The organism is Desulfosoma caldarium (assembly GCF_003751385.1).
In the GTDB taxonomy this organism is placed as follows: Bacteria; Desulfobacterota; Syntrophobacteria; order Syntrophobacterales; family DSM-9756; genus Desulfosoma; species Desulfosoma caldarium.
On sequence record NZ_RJVA01000016.1, the window covers coordinates 57,989 to 81,232 of the forward strand.

Sequence of the window (23,244 nt, forward strand, 5' to 3'; positions counted from 1 at the left end):
GAATAAACAATGGCTTTCAATTTGGATGGTGTTGATAGTTGGATGAAGTCGGGATGGCATGTGAGCGTGACGGGCTTGGTTTTATGCTTCCTTTTGTTTTTCTCTGGGGCGGCCGAGGCCCAGCAAAGGCTTCTCGTTTATGCCGGGGCGGCGAGCCAGCCGCCCACTGAAAAGGCAGCTGCCTTGTACGAAAAGAAAACCGGCGTGAAAGTCGATATCGTCTTCGGCGGATCGGGTTATGTTCTTTCCCAGATGAAACTGGCCAAGCAGGGGGACATCTACTTTCCCGGTTCGTCGGATTACATGGAACTGGCCAAACGGAACGGCGATGTTTTTCCGGAAACCGAAAGAAATGTCGTCTATTTGGTCCCGGCCATTAATGTGCCAAAGGGTAATCCACTCGATATTCGAACCCTTGCGGACCTGACTCGGCCGGGAATCAAGGTGGCCATCGCCAACCCTGAAGGGGTTTGTGTGGGGGCATACGCGGTGGAAATCATCGAAAAAAACTTCACTCCCAAGCAAAAAGCAGCCTTCAAACGGAATCTGACCAATTACACGGGTAGCTGTGAAAAAACCGCCACCGCCATCTCCCTTAAGCAGGTCGACGCCGTGATCGGTTGGCGGGTGTTTCAACACTGGGACCCGGAACGGATTGAAACCGTGCCGCTGCACCCGGATCAGATTCCGCGCATTGGATACATCCCCATCGCCATTGCCAAATACACCCAAAATCGCCAGGCAGCCCAAAAATTCATTGATTTTATCCTCTCATCGGAAGGCCAGGCCATATTCGCCAAGTACAAATACTTTGCCACGCCCGACGAGGCATTTGCCTATGTAGGTGCTGAAAAGCCTGTGGGTGGCGAATATGTTATCCCAACGGAATGGTTGAAAAAATAGGATCGATTGCCACGTGGGGTTTCGTCGAATCACAATTTGCGCATCATTGGCCGTGTTGTCCTTTTATGCGCTCCTTATCCTTTCTCTGGCCTATTTTTTTGAATGGGACCAAGTGCGCCGGATATGGTTCAGCGACCGCACGCTGTTTACGATCAAGCTGAGCCTGGCGGCGGCCACCCTGGCCGCCGTTTTCGCCTTGTTGCTTGCGGTGCCGGCGGCCTATGCTTTGTCGCGCTTTGATTTCAGGGGTCGCCTGGCGGCCGACACCATCTTGGAGTTTCCCATCATTGTTTCACCGGCTGCCCTTGGAGCCGTTCTCCTTATTTTCTTTAACAATCCTCTAGGAGAGTGGATTCAGGCGCATCTCGTCACGTTTGTGTTCAGTTTCGCCGGGGTCGTTTTGGCGCAGTTTGTCACGGTCCTGGGTATCGCCACCCGATTTGTTAAGACGGCACTGGATGAAATCCCGACGGAATACGAGCGCGTTGCCCGTTCCCTGGGTGCGGGTCCGTTCAGAGCCTTTGCCACCACGACCCTGCCATTGGCGAAACGGGGTCTGTTTACGGCATTCGTGCTTTCATGGGCCAAGGCCATGGGCGAGTTTGGCGCGACCATCACCGTGGCCGGTACCATGGCCATGCGGACGGAGACGCTGCCCGTTGCCATATACATGAGACTTTCTACGGCCGACATCGAGGGGACCGTGGCCTTGATCCTGTTGTTACTGTTTATCGGGCTGGGTTCCCTTTTTCTTGTTCGCAGGGTTTCGAGGAGGCGCTTTCATGCTGAAACTTGAGGGAATCACGCTCCGGACCGGCTCGTTCACTCTGAACCCTTTGTCCCTCGAGATTCATTCCGGTGAATGCCATGCCCTTTTGGGCCCTTCGGGTGCAGGGAAAAGCACGGTTCTCGAACTGATTGTGGGGTTTCGAAGACCTGCGGCGGGCCGCATTTTTTTAAACGGCAAAGACCTCACCCAGGTCCCGGTGGAGCGACGTGATGTGGGTTACCTGCCCCAACAACTCGCCATCTTCCCTCACCTTTCGGTCAAGGAAAATATCATGTACGGCATCCGCTGCAGACGTAAACCTCATGGGAACGATTGGGCGGTTGTGGAGTCCTTGATCGATGCCCTGGACCTGGGGGACCTCAAAGACCGGATGCCGGCCAACCTGAGCGGCGGCGAGCGTCAGCGTGTGGCACTTGCTAGGGCGCTCGCGCCTTCCCCAAAGCTTTTGATCCTGGATGAACCTTTTTCGGCTTTGAATGAAACCTTTCGACGAGAGCTTTGGGGACTTTTAAAATCCATACAACAACGATACCATGTCACCACACTCATGGTTACCCATGATTTGGAGGAAGCATTTTTCTTCGGTGAAAAGATCCACATCCTTATCCACGGCACTTTACACCAAAGCGGTCCTCGCAGAGAAGTTTTCGACAGGCCGGCCACACTCGAAGCTGCCCGTTTCTTGGGCATACCGAATCTTTTCCCCGCAATGGTCATCGACAAGCACGACCACGGCATCGTTGTTGGATTGAAAAGCCTCGGGCTGCAATTGTCCATCGACAGGAATACACTAGGAAATGCGGAAATCAAAAAAGGGGACTCTGTAGTCCTCGGTATTCGTCCCGAGAACGTCGTGTTACATTTGAGTGGCCAACCATGCTCCCAGAACGATCCGCGATTGAAGGGTGAAGTCGTTGAAATGGTGGAAGGCATTCATGACCTCTCCATTTCTTTCAAACCGTACGACAGTGACGCGGTGATCAAGGTGACGACGGAGAGGCACCGGTCTGAAACGCTTCATCACAAGAAAATTGAAATCATCCTGCCGATCGATCGCTTTTTTTGCGTCCCCTTAAATAGGAATGATTGCACTGAGGAATGAGGCGAAATGAAACGGATCGGTCCGTCAATTCCCGGAAAAATTAAAGGAACCTGATGTTCTTTAAAGCCGGTTATAGTGCCCCCACACCAGACTGGACCAACAATAAAAGGTAACGGCCTGTGCCTCACATCCGCCGCCAGGAGAATCGGAGCAGGGTGTGCTGGAGCACGGCCTATAGTGACCTCGCACTGGACTGGACCGGCCACGAGCCGTCGATTTGGTCTGCAAAAGGGGGTGCGAGATGGAAGAAAGAGTAGTTAAGCCGGTTCGAGGGCAAACATGAACGGCCAATCGTAAAAGCTCGATCGTGCTGGAGATTCTCAAAGGCCACAAAACCATCGTGGGTGTGGCACGCGAGCAGGATGTCAACCGGACAACCCCCAACTCTGCTCTAATGCCCAAGAAAATCCACTTGCGACCACATCGAAACCCGACGATCAACGGCGCATCTGAATAATGGACCGTCGAAGGGCCGAATTTCCAGGCAACCGGCACGGAAGCCTCGTGTAGGGGCAGGCCCCGTGCCTGCCCCCTTGGCCCCCGTGCCTGCCCCAATCAGGGGCAGCCACAGGGAGCTACCCCCAACATGATCCGGACAGACAAGCCAAGAGCAGCGTGGTCAGAATAACGCACATTTTGGTCGTGATTCATTGGGGTCGTTACCGTGGCCGTGCTCCCACGGGAAGGCCGTGCCGAGCGCCTCCACAAGGGTTTTTCCCGACGCGCTAGGCCTTGGCCAAGAGATTCGCCAGGCGCTGTTTTTCGGCAGCGGCTTTGTTCCAATCGGCCACGGCGCCGTCGAAAAAGAGCCTCGCCCATTCCTGGTAAACGGAATCCAGGCTTTTGGGAAAGGCAGCCCCGTCGGCAGCCATAAGGCGACTGATGCCGTCCCAGTCGGGCAGGCTTTCCCCATTTCGGCCCAAGGCTTGGTGCAGGGCCAGCAGGCGTCCCTCCTGGTTGATCATGATGCCTTCCTGTTCGCCAAAGGCAGCCGTGGGCAGCACCACGTGAGCCCATTGGGCCGCGGGGCCGAGAAGGTTGTCCTGCAGCACGAGAAAATCCAACCGACTCAAAGATTCCCAAACCTGAGGCAATCCTTCTTGCCAGAGCGCACTGTCTTGCAGGAGGAGGGCTCGAAAGTGACCTTCTTGAAGGGCTTCCGGCACGTCGAGGGCGGGACACTGAGGAATCGACGCACCGTCCCACAGTTCTCGAAGCCTGGCCACGGCCTCGGCATCTTCGAAAGATACACGCCCGGGAAGCATCTTCGGGTTCATGCCCACAAGGCAGGCTCCCACAGCATTGGCATAGGGGGCGGCAAGAAAGAGACCCGATCCATCTTTTTTGGCATGTTCCTTCATGATTGAGACCAGGGCTTGGACCGCCTTGATGGCATGATCAATTTCCGGTTCACTCAGCCCTTCCAAGGCCGCCAGGTCTAGAACCACCGCCACACCGCCCACTGCGCTCATGCCGCGCACCACGCCTTCCAGCGCATTCTTTTCGACGGCTTCCAATGGAGCGGCGCGAAGGGCCTCAAGGATCTCTTCTCCGAGAGTTTCCTTCAGCAGGTCTACGGCCTTTTCACCGATTTTTTCCGCGTACTGCATGGCCAAAGACGCCAAGAGTTGCGGCCAGTTTTTCGCTTGGGCCCCGCAGTCTACGGCGGCCATGGCTCGCAGAGATTCCGGCAACTGGCCAAGGCTCCACAACGGCGTTCGTCCGCTGCGCACCGATCGACGCACGGCCGTCACCGTCACCGGATTGGTCTCTTCCATGCGTTCTCCAATGAGAAGAATGCCCTGCGCCTGAGCCAAGTCACTCATGGGATGGACCACAGAGGGTCTTTCGGTGGGAATCAGGGCGTGGCGCAAAGCGGCTTCCGCAGTCTTTCGGCCTAGGGTGTCCACATAGGGCGTGCCGAATCGCGTGCGCATCCACTTTTGGAGAAGGTAAAGTCCTTCACAGGTGTATCGAGGCGATCCCAAGGCACCCACCGATGTCAAGCCATGTTTTTGCGCCACCGCTCGAAGTCCCTGCACGGCGGCTTCCACGGCTCGCCCCCAGGACACTTCCTTGAGTTCGCCGTTTTCCCGCACCATAGGGCGCGTCGCCCTTTGGCCACGCCAATGGTCGTCATAGGCTCGAAAGCGGCCCCTGCGGCATGTGGACGCTCGGTTGGGAACGGTATCCCGCCCGTCGGCAATCCACACCAACCGTTGCCCCTTGACCTTCAGGTCCAGTTCGCAACCGTATCCGCAATGAATGCAGTGCGTGGGCACGGAAGTCCAGTCCAGGCGTTCCACGGGCCGGCCTTGACGCCGTTCCATGAGGGCCCCTGTGGGGCACAAGTCCACACAGAGGCCGCAAGAGACGCATTTGGCGTTGAACCTGGGCCAATCTTTGAAGTCGATGGCGTCGCTGCACTGAAAGGTCTGGCAGGCCACGTAACAGCGTTCGCAGCGAATGCACTTGTTGGGGTCCAGGGCGATGACGGGATGCGTGTCAATGGCGGCCACCCGCTGAAAGTGGATTTTTTTGCTGGGTTGTTCCCGCCAATCCACCTGGAATTCGTTCATGAGTTCCCGCAGGCGGCAGTCAAAAGCAGCGCTACAGCCGCACACCAAGCATCGTTCGGCTTCCCTATGGGCCTTCGCTTCATCGAAGCCCAATTCCACTTCCACGAAGTTTTTCACTCTTTGAGAGACTTCCAGTTCCGGCATGCGTTCCCGCGGTATGACCTTGTAGACTCCGAAGGGTTCCTTGTCGATCTGGTCCAGATTTCCCTTGCTGATGTTGAAATGCAGGGGTTCGGGTTCCACGCGGCCCGTCTGGAAAAAGCGGTTCAGTGAATAGGCGGCCTTACGGCCGTCCGCCAGGGCCGCCACCACGGTCATGGGGCCGCGGAACAAATCGCCACCGACGAAAACCATTTCCGCGCCCGTGTGCATGCTGCGTGGATCCCCCCCGATGGTGCTCCACCGCGTGACGGGAATCTTCTCCATGCTCGGGTCCTGGTCTGGCGTGAGCAGCACTGGGTATTGGCCAATGGCGCTGATGACCTGATCGGCGTCCAGAAGGGTTTCCGAGCCTTCCACAGGCACCGGGCGCCGACGTCCGCTGGCATCGGGTTCTCCCAGTTCCATGCGAATAAATTCCAGCTGCTGCGCTCGGCCGTTGTCCCCCAGAACACGGGTGGGCGCGGCCAGTAGATGGATTTCCACGCCTTCGGCTTCCGCGGCTTCAATTTCCTCGTGGCTTGCGGGCATTTCCTTTCGAGATCGCCGATAGAGAATGGTGACCTTTTCCGCACCGAGCCGTAGAGCGGACCGGGCCGCATCGATGGCCACGTTGCCGCCCCCGATGACCACCACGCGTCGGCCCACCTTGACCGGTCTGCCAGCGGCGATGTTTTCCAGAAAATCCACCCCGCTTTCCACGCCTTCCAGTTCTTCGCCCACAATGCCCAGTTTCCGGCTGGCCCAGGCGCCGATGGCAAGAAAGATGGCGCCAAAGCCTTCCTTTTTGAGATCATCCAGCGTGAAGTCTCGGCCCCAGACCACGCCCGTGCGCACGTGAACGCCCAGGCTCAAAATACCCTCAATCTCCCAGTCGAGAATTTTTTTGGGCAGTCGGTATTCGGGAATGCCGTAACGAAGCATGCCCCCCAATTTTTCTCGAGCTTCAAAAATGGTCACGCCATGCCCCAGTGCTCTGAGGTAGTAGGCGGCACTCAACCCCGCCGGACCTCCTCCGACCACCGCCACATGATGTCCCGTGTCCGGAGGCACCTGAGGAAGAATGCGCACGCCAGATTTTATTTCAAAGTCCGCCAAAAACCGTTTGCAGTGATTGATGTTGACCGGTTCATCCACCAAATGCCGGCGGCAAGCGCTTTCGCACGGATGAGGGCAGACGCGGCCGATGGTGGCCGGCATGGGAATCTTTTCTTTAATGAGCCGCACGGCTTCCAGGTATTCCCCGTGGCGAAGCAGCGCCAGGTAGCCTTGAATATCCACGTTGGCCGGGCAGGTCACCGAACACGGGGCGACACAGTCGCCGTAATGGGTATCCAGAAGCAATTCGAGAAGGAGTTTTCGTGTCTGGGCCAGGTCACTGCCGGACGTGCGGATGATCATGCCGTCGCGCACGGGGGTGCTGCAGGCCGCTTTAAACTGTTTTTCTCCTTCCACGGCCACGACGCACAGCCGGCAGTTTTCCAAAGGGCGCAGCAGGTGGGTGTAGCACAGCGTGGGAATGTGGATCCCTTCGCGCTTGGCCACGTCCAAAATGGTGCTGCCTTCCTGAGCTTGCACCGTCTTTCCATCCAATGTGACCGTCACCGTCTTCGCCATAGAAGCCCTCCGCAGCACAGTGGAATCATCATTCCTTGACATTTTTTGTTTTTCCTGGCCATGCCCGACATCGAGACGGCACCGGCCTTGAGCCACACGGCATTGCAGCGAAAAAGAACACGCAAAGGCAAGGGAACTTTACGGAACAGCAGCGGGAGCCTCAGCGGGAGCGGAACGCGGTGCCGAGAATGGGACGCCGCGGGACCCAGGTCAGGATTCCCGTTTAAGCAGCAATTCGATATTGTGGCGCAGTGCTTGTGGATCCACCGGCTTTTCCATGAAAATGTCGGCGGCAATCCAGTCCAGATCGTCCTCGACAGAGCGCGTGTAGCCTTTTTCCGATTCGGGTTGCGCCGAGACGATGATGATGGGAAGCTTGCGCAGTGCCTCGTTCTGCCGCAGTTTCACGGCAAAGTTCAACCCTTCATCCACGGTGGCCATCATGATGTCCAAGACCAGCAGATCGGGCTGTTCCTCTTCAATGAGTCGAAGGCCGTCCTGGGTGTTGCTCGCCGTCAGAACGTCATAGCCGAACCGGCGGAGAATAGCCCCCGTGATCTCGAGAAAACTCGGATCGTCATCAATGATCATTATACGTTTCCCGCTCATTCATTCACCCTCCCCTTGCGATAGCGACTCAGCGTGTGCTCCCATCCCCGGTGGCACGTCCATCACAAAGGCGACGCCTTTGCCTTGTGCACTTTCCACCCAAATACGTCCTCCATGCCGTTCCACCAGGGTCTTGGTGATAAAGAGCCCCAGGCCGGTGCCTCGCGTGGCCGAACGGCGTGCGGACGGCAGGCGTTGAAACTTGCGAAACAGCCGCCCCTGCTCCTCTTCGGAAAGACCCGGTCCCGAGTTCCAGACTTTGAGGCGAAGCCACCCTGTAGACGTGACGGCGGCATTGACGAGGAGGCGTCCCTGAGGTTCTCCATATTTGACGGCGTTGCTCAATAGATTGGTCATCACGCCGCGAAAGAGTTCCGGATCCAGAGTCCAGGCCAGTCCCGGGGGAACATCCACTTCCACGCGAAGCCCCTTTTCCTGCATGCTGGGTTCCAGGGCCGAAAGCACGGGCGCGACAATCTCTTGGTCCAACCTCACCCTTCTGGGCCGCACGGGCAACTCATCCTTTTCAATCCGGGAAAGATCCAGATAGTGTCGAATCATTTCCATAGACTGATTCAGATTGTTGCAAATGGCCTCCACCATCCTCTTCTGTTCGTCACGCAAAGGGCCAAAAATTTCCTGTCTCAACGCATTGGCGCTCATGTAGCCGTTGGCGATGGGCGATTTCAATTCATGGGTGACGAAACTGAGCATTTCCAAATAATACCGGTTGAGGCGTTCCAGTTGACGGTTGGCGGCGTTCAAATTTTCGTTGGTCTGCATCAAAGCGTCCATGTGGGCTTTTAATTCGCTGAGGTCGTGAAAGAAGCCCACAACGGAGTAGGTGTCGCCTCCTTCCGGAAGCAGGGTGGCCGAAAGCCGAACGGGAAGCATGCGCCCGTCTTTGGTGCGCACCGTGACGTTGTAGTCCACCAAAACACCCGGGCCTCCATAGTCGTCGCTCAGGAGCGCCTTCTTAATCGCCGACGTTTCGCCCTGGGGATAAAAGTCGCGCACGTTCATCCGGAAGAGGGCTTCCGAGACTTTATAGCCCAAAAGCCGCTCGGCGCCCGAATTGAACAAGATGACGCGGCCCGAGGCGTCGTTGGCCACGATGCCGTCGGGGCAGGCGGCCAACAGCCGTTCTTCGAATTCGTAACGGTTTTTCAGCCGATCCTGATACGAACGAATCTCACTGGCCATAAAATGAAAGCTGTAGAGCAGCCGAATGAGTTCGTTGTCCCCGACTTCATCGGGAACGCGACACTCCGTGCACAGAGGATGGGGCGCCTGGTGCGCGCTTTTTTCTTCCGCCTTTCGCCATGGGAAAAGGGCCTCGGTGCCGGATTGGGTCAGATGCGGACACATACCCGGCGCCGGCACTTCGAGGTCCCAGGTGCCCGCCGCCGAAACAGGCCGGCACAAGGGGTTCACGTCCACGCTCTTCAAGACATCGTGCATGCGCCCTTGCGCCAGCAACTGGGTCATTTCCAAAAGCCGTTGTACGGGGTGTGTGATGCGGGCCGTGAACCATCGGCTGATGAAGTACCCTGCAATGAGAATCAACGCCGTGGTGAGGAGCAGGGTCTGCAGCAACCGCTCGCGCATCGGCTTCATGAGCGGGTCGTGCACACCCAAGCGCACCACCAGAGGGGTTTTGGCGTCGGGTGGCGCCACCGTGAGCACCAGCTCGTACAAGGGGGTTCCGTTCCCTTTGGACCGAGTGAGTTCCATGCCCTTTGCGCGACGCCGAACTTCCCATTGCCGAGAAGGATCGTCCTGAAGCGATCCTGAAGCAAATAGAAGCGTGCCTTGCGCGTCTTCCAAGCGCAGAGCATGAAACCCTGGGTAAAAGATGATCTGTTCGTGAAGCCGTGTTCCCAGTTCCTTGGGTGCGGTGCGGCGCGGCGCGGCTTCCAACCATTGGTGCAGGTTTTCACCCAGAGCCTGCAGTTGATCTTCCACCCGCTCTTCCATGGCCGGAAGGATGGACATGCGGATGCCCAACCAGGCGGCAAGAGCCACGGAAAAGATCATGGTGAGCGAAACCACGCTGATGGTCGTCTTGAACTTCAGCCGTTCCAGAAACTCCATGGGCACCCGTTCCGCAGACAGGGTTCGCGTCGCGCTTCAGCCAATGGTGCACTGCAGGACGGATCAGTATGTCCAAGCTATCACAAACGGACCGCCCTGTCACACCCCTTTTGCACTGAAAAGCCGTGCCGGCTATGGATGCAGAACGGAAGGAAGCCATAGCGTGAGCGGCGACCATAGGGAGATGAGCACCAAGTCCAGCAGGAGCACAAGGAGCAAAGGCCCGACTCGGGTGATCACCTTTTCCAGGCGGCATTGGGCGAGGGTGCACGACACAACCAGACAGATGCCCAAAGGAGGGGTGAGCATGCCGATGGCCAGGTTCACCACCACGATAACACCCAATTGGGTGAGGTCCACGCCCATTGTGGGGACCAAGGGAAGGATCACGGGAACGAGCAGAATAAGGGATGCTGTGGTTTCCACAAAGGTGCCGGCCAAAAGAAGCAGGGCGTTGACGAGCATCAAAAGGGTTGTGGGGTGTGTGGTGACGGCCAGAAGGCCTTCGGCCAGTCGAGCTGGAATGTCCTCGATGGCCATAAACCAGCTGAAAATGGAAGCCGTGGCGATGATGAAAAGGACCAGGCTCGCCGTGATGGCCGATCGCGTGAACAGCCCCGGAAGATCTTTCCAGTGCAATTCCCGATGCACCCACAGTCCTACAATAAGGGCGTAAAAGGTCGCTGCGGCCGCCGATTCCGTGGCCGTAAAGACGCCGCTCAAAATACCGCCGAGAATCACCACCGGGGCACCCAGGGCCCATTTGGCGTCCCAGGTGCATTGGGCCAGCCGCCGCCAGGAAAAGGCCACCACCGTGCTGTATCGATGCTTCCAGGAAAGAGCTGTGGAGATGGCCATGAGACTCAAACCCATGAGGACACCCGGCAGAATGCCCGCGGCAAAGAGCTTTCCGATGGAGGCTCCGGTGAGAAAACCGAAAATAATCATAGGAATGCTCGGCGGAATCACCACCCCGATGGACCCTCCCGCCGCCTGCACCGCCGCAGCAAACCCCTTATCATAACCGCGACGAATCATGGACGGAATGAGAATGGCGCCCACGGCGGCTGTATCCGCCGCCGCCGAACCCGAAATACCGGCGAAGAACATGGCGGAAACGACGGCTACGGCGGCAAGGCCTCCGGGAAGCCAACCCACGATGGATTCCGCCAGCTGCACCACCCGCCTCGAAATGCCTCCCGCTTCCATGATCGCTCCCGCGCACATGAAAAGGGGAACCGCCATGAGTGGAAAGGAATCCACGCCGGCGTACAGCCTCTGAATGACCATCATGAGCGGCAAATCGCCGTGAAGCCAGAGAGCCGCCAGGGACGCCATGCCGATGGCCAGGGCAATGGGCATGTTGGCGAGAAAGAGCAGCATCAAGGTCACGAAGAGAACCATGGGTAGCATGGCCGGGCTCCAAGATCCATTCCGTTCAGGAAAAATTCTGAAACCCCCGGTTCACGAAAATGCCGTTCCGAAAGATTATGCAGAATGGCCTTCATTTGTGAAAGCGGAGGTCCGCCTTTCTAACCCAAGGCTTGCGGCATGAATGCAAAAGATGACGCCGCTCAGGGGAATCACCATGTAAGGAACTCCCATGGGAAGCCCCAAAGCGGGCGTCTTTTGATGTGCAATGAAGCCAATGAATTGAACGCCAAAGGTGATGAGCACGAGAAAAAAGAGGCAGGAAGCGGCGAGCAAAAGGCGTTCCAGGTTCCGTTGTATGTCTGGACCTAACCGGCGCACGACCACATCGATGCCCACATGGGCCTTTCTGCGATAGGCGACGGTAGCCCCCAAAAAGGTGATCCAGACCAGAAGGATTCTTCCCACTTCTTCGGACCAGAAAAGAGAATGGTTCAAAACGTATCGAAAAAACACCTGAAGACCGGTGACCAGGGCCATCAGCATGGCCAGGATGCCGGTGGTGATTTCCACTCCACGGTTGAGGCGCCGGCTCAAGGTGTGCACCCAGCTCATGGCTCTTTCGACTCCTATTGACCTCGAATCTTGGCCACGGCGTCCAGGAAAATCTGCAGCATCTCCTGAACCTTTGGGTCCTTGTAGATCTCCAGATCTTTGAGAACCGCGGCTTTGGCTCGAAAGGAAGCTAGATCCGGCGCTTCGTCCACCATCATGCCCGCGGCCTTGATTTTGGCCAGAAAGTCCGCTTCATTGTCCCGGTTCCATTGCCTCTGATAGGCTGCCGCGTCCTTCATCGCTTGGGCGATCATGTCCTGGTCTTCGGCCGCAAGGCTATGGAACCATTGCAGGTTAGCCACATCGATGTGGGCGGAATAGACGTGTCCTGTGAGGGTCATATATTTTTGCACTTCATAGAGCTTGTAGTTCCAGATGACCCACAGTGGGTTTTCCTGCGCGTCGATGGTTCCTTGCTGCAATTCCGTATAGATGGGCCAACCCATGGGGGTTGGATTGGCTCCCAGCACGCGCCACAGCTCCTTGTGCAGAACCGATTCCATGACGCGAATCTTCAATCCCTTGACGTCCTCCACGCGATGTACAGGGCGGACATTGTTGGTGAGGTGGCGAAAGCCGTTTTCCGAAAAAGCCAGCCCTTTGAAGCGTGCCCTTTCCAGAGCCTTGAGCAACGCCTGGCCGGCAGGTCCGTCCAGGACCGCATCGACTTCGCGACTGTTGGCAAACAGAAAGGGGTAATCAATCACTCGGGCTTCCGGCACAAAGACATCAAAAGGCCCCGAGGTGATGATGCCCATCTGGACCGAATTCATCTGAATCTGTTGCAGAATTTCCGTCTCGGTGCCTAAGGAGGCGCTGTGAAAGATCTTTACTTCGTAATCGGATCGAGATTCCACAAGCTCCTTGAATTTTTCCGCACACACATTTTGTGCCGATCCGGGTTTGGTGACCACACCCAGCTTGATCACACCACCGGCCCAGGTGTGGGCGGTGGCCATGCCAAAGAATACCACGGTCAAGAACACCAGCAGGCCTGCCTGCCTTCTCGTCATGGTGAACCTCCTTTGTGGGAAAGTCTAAAGGCTTTCATCCTGCATGTATCCATTGCGTTGCAGGTAGTCTTGACTTGCCGCCACCACGTCCTGCGGTGGCAGATCCCCGCCATGAACCGAAATGATCACATGTCCTTGGTACCCGCATTCTTCAAGACAATGCAAGAAGGAAACAAGAGGGAACTGGCCCTCGCCCAGTTGCACATGACGATGGGCCTCGGGGTCCTGCATGTCCGAAAGGCGTACGAAGGCCACGGCGTCTTTGAGTCGCTGCAGCGTCTCGCACGGGTCTTGTCCCACCACCAGCGCATGCACGGGATCATAATCCACGCCCAAGGCCGTCGGTTCTCCTACTTCGTTGATGAGCTCCAACACTTGGTCGCCCGTGCGAATGAGTTGCTCCGGGTCAGGTTGAATGCACAACCGCACACCAAGCTTTTTAGCTATGGGAGTTATGCGATGCATGTTGGCCACAAAAAGGCGCCAGGCTTCCCGCTGATTCATGGACTCGGGAATGGGCCCACCCCCATTGGTGGACACCGTCCCAATGCCCAAAGCGGCCGCGACGCGCAGGCAATCGAGAGTGTAGCGAATGCGCAGTTCCCGCTCTTTCCAGTCTTCCTCAAGCCAGCTGGGATGAGGTCCATCCCCCAGCGCGCTCACCCTGCAGGCGTTGAGGTTTACCGGCTTGACGTTTTTTTCTGTCAGGCATTGCACAAGCTCGGACAACCGAGCCGCACCAAAATCCTCAGGAAACAGATGGGGCCGATCGGCCATGAGCTCTATGCAACGAAAGCCTCCCTTGGCCACCGCGTCCACGGCTTCCTTGAGGCTCTTCGGTCGAAAGGACAGTGTGCTGTAGGCAAACTTCATGGTCTTCCTCGCCCTCGCCCTTGAGTTTTTCGTTTCGCCATGACGGCATGCGTGGCTTTATAGGGCGTGCGCTCAGCTCGCGGACACCGTCGCACGCCAATCCAAGGCCGCACAGCCCACTCCGTGGACGCGCACGGGATTCATGTCCAATTCACGCACTTGAGGGAAATCATAAAGGAACCAGGACACCCGCACCAGCACATCCACCAGGGCATCTTCGTCCAGTGGCTTTTGCCCTCGCACGCCTTGAAGTAAAGTTGCTCCACGGCATTGGTGCACGAGAGCCCGAGCCTGCTCGGAGTTCAGAGGGCCGATGCCCAGCGCTGTTTCCTTGAGCACTTCCACATAAATGCCTCCGAGTCCCACCACGAGGACCGGGCCGAAGTTGTCGTCCTGGCGGCCTCCAACAATCCATTCCATGCCGGGTTCGGCCATTTTTTGCACCAGGACGCGAGGGCCGAAAGCCACAAGGCTCGCGTAAGCGTCGCGCAGCGCGACATTGCTGCTCACGTTCAACCGCACGGCGCCCACGTCGGTTTTGTGCACCACGTGCCGCGACGCCGTCTTCATGACCAAAGGATAGCCCAAACGTGCCGCCGCTTCCATCGCTTCTTCGGCGCTTTTCGCTATTGCCCACGGCACTGTGGAAATCCCGTAACAGGTCAGAGCCGAAGCCAAGAGATCGGGATCCAGAGGCCCTTCGGGGGCGGTATCCAAAAGGCGCCGAGCCCTTTCCAAGTCAATGCCCTGAGGGCGTTCCGTGGCAAAGACGTTTTCAGGGCGACCGGAAAAATCCCGATTCCAGGCCAGAGCGCGCACGGCGTCTCGAGGGTCCGTAAAGAGCGGATAGCCGGCGTTTTTTCGATTGTATTCCAGCTCCTTTTGCATGGTGAAGACGCACACGGCCACAGGTTTTCCCGTGGTGTGCATCAAATGCCCCAGGCGCGTCACGAGCTGTCGGGAACCTTCCGCATCAAAAATGCCTTGGTAATTGTGAATGAAAAGCAACCCGTCGATGTCGGCTCGAGCCAGTGTTTCCTGAGCCAGCTTTTCGTAGAGCTCCAGATCAAATACATCCCCCAAATCCATGGGATTGTGGAATTGAATGACGCCGGCTCGCGCGTGCGCTTCGACCAATCTCACCACGTCTTCGGGAAAAGGGGGCAGCTCGAATCCAAATTCGTCCGCGGCGTCGGCCGCCATGACCGCATGGCCGCCGGAACGGGAAATGATCGCCAGGCGGCGACCCCGCATTTGGGGCAAGAGGAAACCCTTAATGGCCGTGAGTCCTTCGTTTTGATCCACGACTCGAAGGATGCCGCATTGACGAAAGGCGGCGTCCGTAACGGCATCATCCGTGGAAAGGGAAGCGGAATGGGATCGCGCGATGACCGCTCCGGCGCCACCTCGGTTGGACTTGTGCACCACGATGGGCTTGGTGGACCGTGCGGCCACTTCCATGAGTTCCCTACCCTTGGCGACGCCTTCCAGGTACCCGAAGATCACGTGGGTTTGTGGGTCCTTGGCGTAGTAAGCCACAAGGTCGTTTTCATGGACATCCAGCTTGTTGCCGATGCTGGCAAATCGGGAAAATCCGATGCCTTCCGCCGCGCAGTGGTTGATCATGGTGGCCCCAACCCCTCCACTTTGAGAAAAGATGGCCACGCGGCCCGAAGGCGCCTCGGCCCTCATGGGCATGAACGGCACGGCCAGCCCGTTGTATCGATTGATGATCCCGATGCAGTTGGGCCCGATCATGCGCATACCGTAGCGCGATAGGGCTTCACGGATCTCCTGCTCCAGCTCGAGACGGTCGTCTCCCAGTTCCCGAAACCCCGCTGATTCCACGATGATCCTTTTTATCCCTTTTTCACCGCACTGGCGCACGACCTCGGGAACCGCTCGAGCCGGCACAAGCACGGCGGCCAGGTCCACGGGTTCTGGAAGATCCGCCACGGACCGGTAAATCTTGTGACCGGCAAACACCCCTCCCTTTGGGCCCACAAGATAGATCAGCCCCTGGTACTGAAACTCCATGAGGTTGAAAACGATGGCGCGTCCCAGATTGGTCGGTGAACTGGAAACTCCAACCACAGCCACACTCTTTGCCTCGAAAAACCGCTCCATGCCTCTCCCTCCTCATGCCTCAACCAGTCCTGCAAGCCCCTTTCCGGTGCCTGTCCCTCCTCAAGCCCTTCATGCCGCCGGCCCACCGCCACGATGGCCCATACCATGCCACAATGAATGGCAATCGGAAACCCTGAGGTGTCCATCGGGCGGTACAAAAAATAAATTTGCCATAGCAAAAAGAACCGCACCCAAGAAAAAACGCGAGTCGCTTCGCATGGGCTTGTATAGATTGGGTAGTTCAATGAAGTTACACCATGAAGAAGTGATTTGTCGTATCTCGAGGCGTTCGTGAGCAAAGGGGTCAATCATGAAAGACCATTTCCGAGTTGTTGCCGTGATGGCGGCCATTGTGATTGGGTTGTGCTGGAGCGCGCAGGCTCAGGTCATGCCCATGCTTGTGGCGCAGCAGGTGTTTGATTATTCCTCCAGGGGCGATCCCGTGGTATTGGCCGATTCCGCAGTCGTTCAGCCCATCCGTGTGGGTCCCGTGGCCGAAGGAGGCCGCGTCGTCCGAGTGCGCGTGAGCCTTGCCGCCTTTCCCGCTCCGGTGAATCTGTACCTCGGCATCATGGCCCCTGCGCTGGATCCTTTCCATCTGTATCTGGTCAAGCCCGATGGAGAGCTCATGATTTACGAGCCCGATCTTGTGGTCTGGAAACTGGGTGTGACGCAATAGGTGGACGCCTTCCTGTTTGGCGACATTGCGGTTTCGTTTCTGCCTCCGGGGCAATACCACGTCTATCTCTTGGCCTCCCCTGCGGGAGATCTCTCCGTTTGTTATCTCTGGGACACGTTTTTTGTCATACGGGACGCCGCGGGAGGCTGCGTCAGCAACAATGGACCTCGGTCTTTTTCCATGACCCTGAATCATATGGCTAGAGTCCATATGTCCGGATACGAACAAGAAATCCGTATCCGCGTTGTCGTTCCCTTTGCCCTTTTGGACAACAACGCCCTTTCCGGCAAGGGCACATTGTAGGTGAGCACGGAGGGAGTGTTACCTCCTGAAATGCCAGGATCTTTTAGCGGGTCGGCACGGCCGACGAAAATTTGAGAGGCCGATTGTTCTTGAACGACACATGTCAAGCCATGTTGGAAGTTATCTTTGACGAACAATTCTATCCCTTTCCCGTGACCTATGTAGTGGGCGGCATTACCTATATCGTCTCATATCCCATGACGCAGCACAACACCTACTCACAGCTTTATTCGGTCATTGACGGCGCGACTATTTCCGGTCCGCCGGTTTTCGAGGGCATGCGGGGAAGCTTCACCTATATACTGCACATCACATCAACAGACAGCCTGTCGACACGTCGGCGTGATCTGGCCTAACCGTGCCGCAATGGTGGTGCCCTTTTAGGCGGGGAAGGGTACTGTGTGTCGGCTTCGGCGGCCCTTGACAACGGGGGGGCTTCTCGATAAAAGCGGCGCGCGAAAAGAAAACTCCTCACAGGAAAGAGCCGGCGCTATGAAAAATTGGGTCTTCTTATTTCCAGGGCAAGGATCCCAATATGTGGGCATGGGAAAGAATTTTTACGAAAACTACCCTGAGGTTCGGGAGCTCTTTGATAGGGCCGAAGCGATTCTCGGCATGGACCTGAAGAAGCTGTGCTTCGAAGGCCCCGAAGACGTGCTGACTCAAACGGACAATGTGCAGCCGGCCATCACCGTGACCAACCTGGCGTGTCTCACCGCGCTGGCTCATCACGAAATTTTTCCTGCGGCGACCGCCGGCCACAGCCTGGGCGAATACAGCGCTCTATATGCCGCGGGGGTCTTAACCCTTGAAGATACGTTGACCTTGGTTCGATGGCGCGGGCAATTCATGCACGAAGCGTCTTTGGAAACCCCCGGAGCCATGGCCGCTGTCATGGATATGCCGGAAGAGAAGCTCCAGCGCATTTGCCGGCTTTGTGATGTGGAAATCGCCAACATCAACTGCCCGGACCAGCTCATCATCACCGGCCCCGTGGAAGCCGTGGACAAGGCTTTGGAAGCCACCGTCGCGGAAGGCGCCAAGAAATGCGTCAAACTCAACGTGAGCGGCCCATGGCACAGCCGATGCATGGAATCGGCCCGTCTGAAATTTGAACCCCATGTGCGGGCGGCCTCCTTTTCCCGACCCAAGATTCCCGTGGTCAACAACATCGATGCCAAGCCGTTGGAAAGCGCCGACGAGGCCCCGGAAAAGCTGGTCAGGCAACTTTGTGGCGCGGTTTTATGGAAGCAGTCCATCGAGTGGTTTCTGGCCAACGGCTACGACCATTTTGTGGAGGTCGGGCCCAAGAAGGTCCTGCGAGGACTGGTGCGGCGTATCGACCGCAACGTGGTCGTGCATAACGTGGAAGATTCCGCGACGTTGACGGCGTTTCTCCGTGCCAACAGCGCCTAAGATCAGATGTGTGCGACAACGTTCCGTGCAAGAGCGGTGCAGCGTGGAAAATCGTATCGCTCTTGGTGGCGCTCCCCCACGAGGTCTTCCTGGCGAGCCATTTCGTGGCGTGTCAAAGAATGTCAGATGGAGGTGCGGGGCACGCTGCGCCGCCGGATCGTGCCTTACGGCGCTCCTTGAGCAAGAACAGACGAGTCCCTTGCAGAACAACCCCACGTCACGGGTTTTTGGACTCCTCTAGGTTTCGTTCGGCTGAATGACGCGCAGGGCATCTCGAAAGATCTTGTCGGAAATGTCGGTGCGCCGTTCCATGCGCCCCACGTCTCGAGGCACAATCCAGGTGAGGCCACCGGTACCCTTTTTCTTGTCGTGCTGAATGTGGCGCAGCAGCGCGTTCGCATCCTTGGCCAGCAGCGTCTTTAGCGGCAGCTGATAAGCCTCAAGGATTCGATCCAGGCGCCGGGCCAGGTCGGGGTTGGTGAGGCCCATGAGAATGCCCATCTGCACCGCCACCCTCATGCCCAGCGCCACGGCGTGGCCGTGCGGCAGCGCATAGCCACTCAAAGCTTCCAGGCCGTGGCCGGCAGTATGCCCCAGATTCAGAAACTGGCGCACCCCGAAATCCTTTTCATCGGTGGCCACATGGCGCGCCTTGAGGCTCAAGCTTTGAAAGACGATGGGCTCTATCATCTTGTGAGGCAAAGGATACGAAATGCCTTGACCCTTGGTCTCTTGGGCAAAGGATTCCAGAGTTTCCATGAGGTCGCCGTCATCCAACAGCGCAGACTTGATGACTTCCGCCATGCCGTTTTGCCATTCTTTCGCGGGCAAGGTTTTAAGAAAAACCGCGTCTACAAGAATGGCCTGCGGATGATGAAAAGTGCCCAGAAGATTTTTCCCTTCCGGCAGATCCACGCCCGTCTTGCCGCCCAGGCAGCTGTCCACCTGCGCTAGGAGCGTCGTCGGAACCTGCACCACAGGAACACCCCGCATGAAGATGGAGGCGAGAAACCCCACCACATCCCCGGTCACCCCGCCTCCAATGGCCACGAACACACTGTGACGGTCGGCTCCGCGACTCAGGGCCGCTCGGGCCAGATGCTCCACAGTGTCCAGGCGCTTCCTGTCCTCGCGAGCATCCCATGGAATCCAGGCATCACCGAACCCTTGCCCGTCTAAAATCTCTCCCCACAGGGAAGCGACCCGTTGGTCGACAAAGATATAAGGATGCCGCCCGGGAAAGTGCTCTTGGAGCCATACCGCCAAAGATCGGGCTCCATGAGGCGCAAAAGTCACGTGAAATCCGTCCAGAGGGGACTGCCCTGTCCCAATGGATCCCGCTTTTGTTTCCAGAGCGTTCCCCTGCCCGTCTGGGCGGGTAGCCACTGGGTTCAAAGGCGGGGCGTCACACCCGGCCAGAGGTGTTGGGTTGTCAGGCATGAGCCTTTTCTCCTTCTTGGGCGCCCTGAAGGGGTGCGTTGTAGCTGAAAGGTGTCGAGCTGAGCTTCGCCTTGTTGTCCACCGAGGCCTTCTGGTTTCCATGATTGTTGGCGTTTTGGTGCCAGGTGAGAAGCTGGTTGGTTTCATGCAAGGCCTGGGTGCAGAACTCTCCAAAGTGCGCTCGCGTTTGTTCAAAGGCCTGAATAAAGGCCTGCCATCGGCCGTGTTCGACGGCGTCCATGGTTTCGCCAAACACTCGGCGCAGAACCTCCAGCACTTCGCTCTTGTAAGGGTTTTCCATGGCGATGGCGGCGTACAGCGCCGCGTCTTGGGCAAAAAGTCGGCCGATGAGGTCCAGTTCCAGGCGATAGATGGGGCTGGTGAACCGAAGGCTTTCGGCGGCGTCAATACCCATTTCGCGCAGGCAGTGTCCCAAGACCACCGTTGTCACGTGGGGAATGAGTTGGATGACGGTCATCATGCGATCGTGTTCCTGAGCGGAACATATGTGGATTTTCAAGCCCGCCTTTTCCAGCAAACTCATGAGCCATTGCCAGGGTTGTGGCGCCACATGGCCCGGACAGACAATCATGGTCTGGCCAACAAAGTCTTCCACATAAGGGCCGTACATAGGGTGCAGACCCACATACCAGGCGGCGCACCCTTCCATGGCTTTTTGAGGCGGCATCTTAAGGGAGCAGATGTCCAAGACCAGTTGTCCTGGGCGAAATCGTGGTGCCAGGTCCTGAAGGATGTTTGAAGCTCGATGCAAAGGCACACTCACCAAGACCACATGGGATTGGTCTATGACGTCGTGATTGCTTAGGGGTGTCCCCACATCGGAGACGGCAACCGTTGCGCCACGTTCGGTAAAGAACCGATGAAAGAGCTTTCCCATGGCGCCCAAGCCCCCGATGATGCCGATGCGGGGATGTTTTGGCCAGCTTTTAAAGTCCGAGGGATTTTCCGTCATGCTGCCTCCTGAAGCGCACTATGTCACGCATCGTTATGGCCCCTTACTGCTTCTGCCGTCCATGCCCGCTTCCAAGTACTTTCCCGAAGTGCTTCACGACGCGGTTTCTGCAACCTGGGCGTGGTGCTCTGCCGTGGTTCGCAAAATCGTGCGCCCCACGGCCTGGGCCACCGGTTCTACCCGATCCAAGAGCGCCTGCAGGGCCGCGGGGGTCAGAGACTGGGATCCGTCGCTTAAGGCCTCGTGAGGTCGAACGTGCACTTCCAGCATCAGTGCGTCGGCCCCGGCGGCGACGGCTGCACACGCCATGGCGGGGATGAGGTCGGTTCGGCCCAGAGCGTGGCTAGGATCCACGATGACCGGAAGGTGGGAGAGCTTTTTGAGAAGCGGCACGGCGCTCAGGTCCAGCGTGTTGCGCGTCTCCGTCTCAAAGGTGCGTATGCCGCGTTCGCACAGAATCACCTTGTCATTGCCATGGCTGAGGATGTATTCCGCGGACATGAGAAATTCCTTGATGGTGGCCGCCATGCCTCGTTTGAGAATCACCGGCTTGTCCACTTGGCCCACTTCGGTAAGCAGCTTGAAATTTTGCATGTTGCGCGTGCCGATCTGCAACACGTCGGCGTATTTGTAGACGAGCAAAAGGTCTCGGGGGTCCATGACTTCGGTGACCACGGGCATGCCCGTGCGGCTTCGCACATCACTCATGTACTTCAAGGCCAGTTCTCCAAGGCCTTGAAAGCTGTAAGGTGAGGTGCGGGGCTTGAAGGCGCCTCCTCGAAGCATGGGAATGCCCAAGGCGTGCAAAGCATCGGCAATTTCATCGAGGACTTCGCGCCCTTCCACGGCGCACGGGCCGGCGATGATGGGAATGGCCCGCCCGCCCAACTCCACATGCTCACCGATGCGAATCTTTGTGTCTTCTTCCTTGAATTCTCGGTTGACCAACTTGTAGGGCTGTAAAATGGGATGTGCCGCTTCCACGCCGGGAAAGCTCGTAAAAGGAATCTCCTGAATCAGGTCCCTTTCCCCGATAATGCCCACAATGGTGCGCCGTTCCCCACGGGACAAATGGGTGCGCAGCCCCAACTTTTCCACATGGGATACCAGTTGCCGAAGGTCTTGTTCCGTGTGTTCGGGTTTCATCACAACAATCATGGCGGGTCCTCCTTGCCTGGCTTGGTGGGAAAAGCGTGCGCTTTCCCCATTCCTGGAATATCGGCACGACCGTGCCGAAGCCTCAAAAACACAAAAGGCCGTGAGCTTGTGCCCACGGCCTAAAGAGGTGGAAAAAAAAGGCCGTGGGCTTTGGGGTTAGCCCACGGCCTAGGTGCCGGCGTCCTGCGGCTTCGGACGGCTCAGCGCGGTGGTCGGCCAACCCCAAAGGGGTCGCAATACCACCCATAATAAAAGTAAAAGCCCTGAACCGTGCCGATGCGCTGCATACTATTTTCCTCTATTTGTTTCATCACACCGTGCGTACCTTAAGCGCACGCATGGTCCTTATAGGCAAGAGCCCTCAAGCATGTCAAGGGGCAAAGTTGATTTTTTCACGTTCGGTGAAAAAGGCCGGCCGTGGTGGCGACGAACTTTTTCTTGACAACATTTGGGGAGTTGCCTATAGGACTGAACTTCGAGTCGGACACGTAACGTGGTTTAAGTGGAGAACTTTCGATGAAAACGACGAGTGCCAAGTTCGATCCCAATGGAAGAAAATGGATTGTGGTGGACGCTGACGGCCAGATCCTCGGCCGACTGGCCAGTGAAATTGCCGTGAGGCTTCGAGGTAAGCATCTGCCGACCTTCACTCCCCATGTGGATACGGGCGATTTCGTGGTGGTCATTAACGCCGCCAAGGTACGTTTGACCGGCCGCAAGTGGGAGCAAAAAAAATACTATCGGCATTCCGGATACCCTGGAGGCCTCAAGGTCACGACGGCCAAGAAGCTGAACCAAGAACATCCCGAACGGCTCATTAAGTATGCCGTTCGAGGCATGTTGCCCAAGAATCGCCTCGGCCGCAAGCTTCTCAAGAAACTGAAAGTCTACAGTGGCGCCGAGCATCCTCATGAGGCCCAGCAACCCACTGCCCTGAAACTGGGCAGCCGCGAGTAGTCAAGGAGTCGTCCCATGGCGGAACAGAGTTTTTATGCGACGGGAAAGCGTAAAACGGCGGTCGCTCGAGTCTGGCTCAAACCCGGGACCGGTCGCATCGTGATCAACAACAAGCCCATTGACGAATACATTGTACGCGAAACCAGCAAGATGGTCATTCATCAGCCCTTGATGCTTACGGGCACCTTTGGCAAGCTGGATGTGTTTGTCAATGTGAGGGGCGGTGGCTTGAGCGGTCAGGCTGGGGCCATCAAGCACGGCATCTCCAGGGCGCTCATTGAGTTCAACCCCGAGTTCCGCCAGGTCCTGAAGCGCGCCGGGTTGATCACTCGGGATGCCCGCATTAAGGAACGAAAGAAATACGGCCAGCGCGGCGCACGGGCTCGATTCCAATACTCCAAGCGGTAAGATTCCTACCCGAGACACCATCTTCCTTGCTCAGGGGCTCTCGCCAACGGTGTGGGCC

At 57.3% G+C, this 23,244-nt stretch carries 20 protein-coding genes; 9 read left to right on the plus strand and 11 right to left on the minus strand.

Annotation, left to right across the window (positions count from 1 at the left end):
* The first annotated feature begins 9 nt into the window (after positions 1 to 9).
* Genes modA through EDC27_RS14740 form a run of 3 tightly spaced genes read left to right on the plus strand, consistent with a single transcriptional unit; the run spans position 10 to position 2,795 of the window.
* Positions 10 to 903, plus strand: a complete 894-nt coding sequence (gene modA, locus EDC27_RS14730) for a molybdate ABC transporter substrate-binding protein (RefSeq protein WP_211334926.1) — start codon at positions 10 to 12, stop codon at positions 901 to 903.
* Between the two features lie 13 nt (positions 904 to 916).
* Positions 917 to 1,699 carry an ABC transporter permease gene (locus EDC27_RS14735; RefSeq protein WP_123291397.1) on the plus strand — a complete coding sequence of 261 codons (783 nt, stop codon included), beginning with the start codon at positions 917 to 919 and terminating at the stop codon, positions 1,697 to 1,699.
* A complete protein-coding gene (locus EDC27_RS14740) occupies positions 1,686 to 2,795 on the plus strand; it encodes an ABC transporter ATP-binding protein (RefSeq protein ID WP_123291491.1) in 1,110 nt (369 codons plus the stop codon). The genes EDC27_RS14735 and EDC27_RS14740 overlap by 14 nt, the downstream gene beginning before the upstream one ends.
* A gap of 725 nt (positions 2,796 to 3,520) precedes the next feature.
* Here EDC27_RS14740 and EDC27_RS14745 read toward each other — a convergent pair.
* The 8 genes from EDC27_RS14745 to EDC27_RS14780 all read right to left on the minus strand — a co-directional run bounded on the left by EDC27_RS14745 (position 3,521) and on the right by EDC27_RS14780 (position 15,852).
* On the minus strand, positions 3,521 to 7,150 hold the full coding sequence (locus EDC27_RS14745) for an FAD-dependent oxidoreductase (RefSeq protein ID WP_170161852.1): 3,630 nt from the start codon (positions 7,148 to 7,150) through the stop codon (positions 3,521 to 3,523).
* Between the two features lie 210 nt (positions 7,151 to 7,360).
* A complete protein-coding gene (locus tag EDC27_RS14750) occupies positions 7,361 to 7,759 on the minus strand; it encodes a response regulator (protein ID WP_123291399.1) in 399 nt (132 codons plus the stop codon).
* The gene (locus EDC27_RS14755) at positions 7,760 to 9,853 is read right to left on the minus strand and encodes a PAS domain-containing sensor histidine kinase (protein WP_123291400.1); all 2,094 of its coding nucleotides are present in this window, start codon (positions 9,851 to 9,853) and stop codon (positions 7,760 to 7,762) included.
* Between the two features lie 132 nt (positions 9,854 to 9,985).
* On the minus strand, positions 9,986 to 11,266 hold the full coding sequence (locus tag EDC27_RS14760; protein WP_123291401.1) for a TRAP transporter large permease: 1,281 nt from the start codon (positions 11,264 to 11,266) through the stop codon (positions 9,986 to 9,988).
* A gap of 75 nt (positions 11,267 to 11,341) precedes the next feature.
* Positions 11,342 to 11,839 (minus strand): TRAP transporter small permease, encoded by a 498-nt coding sequence (locus EDC27_RS14765; protein ID WP_123291402.1) that lies wholly within the window; start codon positions 11,837 to 11,839, stop codon positions 11,342 to 11,344.
* Between the two features lie 14 nt (positions 11,840 to 11,853).
* A complete protein-coding gene (locus EDC27_RS14770; protein ID WP_123291403.1) occupies positions 11,854 to 12,852 on the minus strand; it encodes a TRAP transporter substrate-binding protein in 999 nt (332 codons plus the stop codon).
* 24 nt (positions 12,853 to 12,876) lie between these two features.
* Positions 12,877 to 13,725 carry a sugar phosphate isomerase/epimerase family protein gene (locus EDC27_RS14775; protein ID WP_123291404.1) on the minus strand — a complete coding sequence of 283 codons (849 nt, stop codon included), beginning with the start codon at positions 13,723 to 13,725 and terminating at the stop codon, positions 12,877 to 12,879.
* 72 nt (positions 13,726 to 13,797) lie between these two features.
* Positions 13,798 to 15,852, minus strand: a complete 2,055-nt coding sequence (locus EDC27_RS14780; protein ID WP_123291405.1) for an acetate--CoA ligase family protein — start codon at positions 15,850 to 15,852, stop codon at positions 13,798 to 13,800.
* A 310-nt stretch (positions 15,853 to 16,162) separates the two neighbouring features.
* Here EDC27_RS14780 and EDC27_RS14785 point away from each other — a divergent pair, with 310 nt between their 5' ends.
* The 4 genes from EDC27_RS14785 to fabD all read left to right on the plus strand — a co-directional run bounded on the left by EDC27_RS14785 (position 16,163) and on the right by fabD (position 18,250).
* Positions 16,163 to 16,531, plus strand: coding sequence for a hypothetical protein (locus tag EDC27_RS14785; protein ID WP_123291406.1), 369 nt, complete (start codon positions 16,163 to 16,165; stop codon positions 16,529 to 16,531).
* Complete coding sequence (locus tag EDC27_RS14790; RefSeq protein ID WP_123291407.1) at positions 16,532 to 16,834, plus strand: hypothetical protein; 303 nt, start codon at positions 16,532 to 16,534, stop codon at positions 16,832 to 16,834.
* A gap of 89 nt (positions 16,835 to 16,923) precedes the next feature.
* Positions 16,924 to 17,190, plus strand: a complete 267-nt coding sequence (locus EDC27_RS14795) for a hypothetical protein (protein WP_148045787.1) — start codon at positions 16,924 to 16,926, stop codon at positions 17,188 to 17,190.
* Positions 17,191 to 17,326: 136 nt separating this feature from the next.
* Positions 17,327 to 18,250 carry an ACP S-malonyltransferase gene (fabD, locus tag EDC27_RS14800; RefSeq protein ID WP_123291409.1) on the plus strand — a complete coding sequence of 308 codons (924 nt, stop codon included), beginning with the start codon at positions 17,327 to 17,329 and terminating at the stop codon, positions 18,248 to 18,250.
* Positions 18,251 to 18,487: 237 nt separating this feature from the next.
* Here the strand turns inward: fabD and aroB are convergent, their stop codons facing one another.
* The 3 genes from aroB to aroF form a co-directional block, all read right to left on the minus strand.
* On the minus strand, positions 18,488 to 19,690 hold the full coding sequence (gene aroB / locus EDC27_RS14805) for a 3-dehydroquinate synthase (protein WP_170161853.1): 1,203 nt from the start codon (positions 19,688 to 19,690) through the stop codon (positions 18,488 to 18,490).
* Positions 19,683 to 20,663: a prephenate dehydrogenase/arogenate dehydrogenase family protein gene (locus EDC27_RS14810; RefSeq protein ID WP_123291411.1), complete on the minus strand. Its 981-nt coding sequence runs from the start codon at positions 20,661 to 20,663 to the stop codon at positions 19,683 to 19,685. The genes aroB and EDC27_RS14810 overlap by 8 nt, the downstream gene beginning before the upstream one ends.
* 93 nt (positions 20,664 to 20,756) lie before the next feature.
* Entirely contained in the window at positions 20,757 to 21,821 is a 1,065-nt protein-coding gene (gene aroF, locus EDC27_RS14815) for a 3-deoxy-7-phosphoheptulonate synthase (RefSeq protein WP_123291412.1), read from the minus strand.
* A 516-nt stretch (positions 21,822 to 22,337) separates the two neighbouring features.
* Between aroF and rplM the strand changes: the two genes are divergently transcribed.
* Positions 22,338 to 22,778 (plus strand): 50S ribosomal protein L13, encoded by a 441-nt coding sequence (gene rplM / locus EDC27_RS14820; protein ID WP_123291413.1) that lies wholly within the window; start codon positions 22,338 to 22,340, stop codon positions 22,776 to 22,778.
* A gap of 15 nt (positions 22,779 to 22,793) precedes the next feature.
* Positions 22,794 to 23,186, plus strand: a complete 393-nt coding sequence (gene rpsI / locus EDC27_RS14825; RefSeq protein WP_123291414.1) for a 30S ribosomal protein S9 — start codon at positions 22,794 to 22,796, stop codon at positions 23,184 to 23,186.
* Positions 23,187 to 23,244 lie beyond the last annotated feature (58 nt).

What these genes read in the sequence shown, in the direction of transcription:
- modA (WP_211334926.1), top strand. Translation starts at nt 10, where the DNA reads ATGGCTTTCAATTTGGATGGTGTTGATAGTTGGATGAAGTCGGGATGG.
- EDC27_RS14740 (WP_123291491.1), top strand. Translation starts at nt 1,686, where the DNA reads ATGCTGAAACTTGAGGGAATCACGCTCCGGACCGGCTCGTTCACTCTG.
- EDC27_RS14745 (WP_170161852.1), bottom strand. Translation starts at nt 7,150, where the DNA reads ATGGCGAAGACGGTGACGGTCACATTGGATGGAAAGACGGTGCAAGCT.
- EDC27_RS14750 (WP_123291399.1), bottom strand. Translation starts at nt 7,759, where the DNA reads ATGAGCGGGAAACGTATAATGATCATTGATGACGATCCGAGTTTTCTC.
- EDC27_RS14755 (WP_123291400.1), bottom strand. Translation starts at nt 9,853, where the DNA reads ATGGAGTTTCTGGAACGGCTGAAGTTCAAGACGACCATCAGCGTGGTT.
- EDC27_RS14760 (WP_123291401.1), bottom strand. Translation starts at nt 11,266, where the DNA reads ATGCTACCCATGGTTCTCTTCGTGACCTTGATGCTGCTCTTTCTCGCC.
- EDC27_RS14765 (WP_123291402.1), bottom strand. Translation starts at nt 11,839, where the DNA reads ATGAGCTGGGTGCACACCTTGAGCCGGCGCCTCAACCGTGGAGTGGAA.
- EDC27_RS14770 (WP_123291403.1), bottom strand. Translation starts at nt 12,852, where the DNA reads ATGACGAGAAGGCAGGCAGGCCTGCTGGTGTTCTTGACCGTGGTATTC.
- EDC27_RS14775 (WP_123291404.1), bottom strand. Translation starts at nt 13,725, where the DNA reads ATGAAGTTTGCCTACAGCACACTGTCCTTTCGACCGAAGAGCCTCAAG.
- EDC27_RS14780 (WP_123291405.1), bottom strand. Translation starts at nt 15,852, where the DNA reads ATGGAGCGGTTTTTCGAGGCAAAGAGTGTGGCTGTGGTTGGAGTTTCC.
- EDC27_RS14785 (WP_123291406.1), top strand. Translation starts at nt 16,163, where the DNA reads ATGAAAGACCATTTCCGAGTTGTTGCCGTGATGGCGGCCATTGTGATT.
- fabD (WP_123291409.1), top strand. Translation starts at nt 17,327, where the DNA reads ATGAAAAATTGGGTCTTCTTATTTCCAGGGCAAGGATCCCAATATGTG.
- aroB (WP_170161853.1), bottom strand. Translation starts at nt 19,690, where the DNA reads ATGCCTGACAACCCAACACCTCTGGCCGGGTGTGACGCCCCGCCTTTG.
- EDC27_RS14810 (WP_123291411.1), bottom strand. Translation starts at nt 20,663, where the DNA reads ATGACGGAAAATCCCTCGGACTTTAAAAGCTGGCCAAAACATCCCCGC.
- aroF (WP_123291412.1), bottom strand. Translation starts at nt 21,821, where the DNA reads ATGATTGTTGTGATGAAACCCGAACACACGGAACAAGACCTTCGGCAA.
- rplM (WP_123291413.1), top strand. Translation starts at nt 22,338, where the DNA reads ATGAAAACGACGAGTGCCAAGTTCGATCCCAATGGAAGAAAATGGATT.
- rpsI (WP_123291414.1), top strand. Translation starts at nt 22,794, where the DNA reads ATGGCGGAACAGAGTTTTTATGCGACGGGAAAGCGTAAAACGGCGGTC.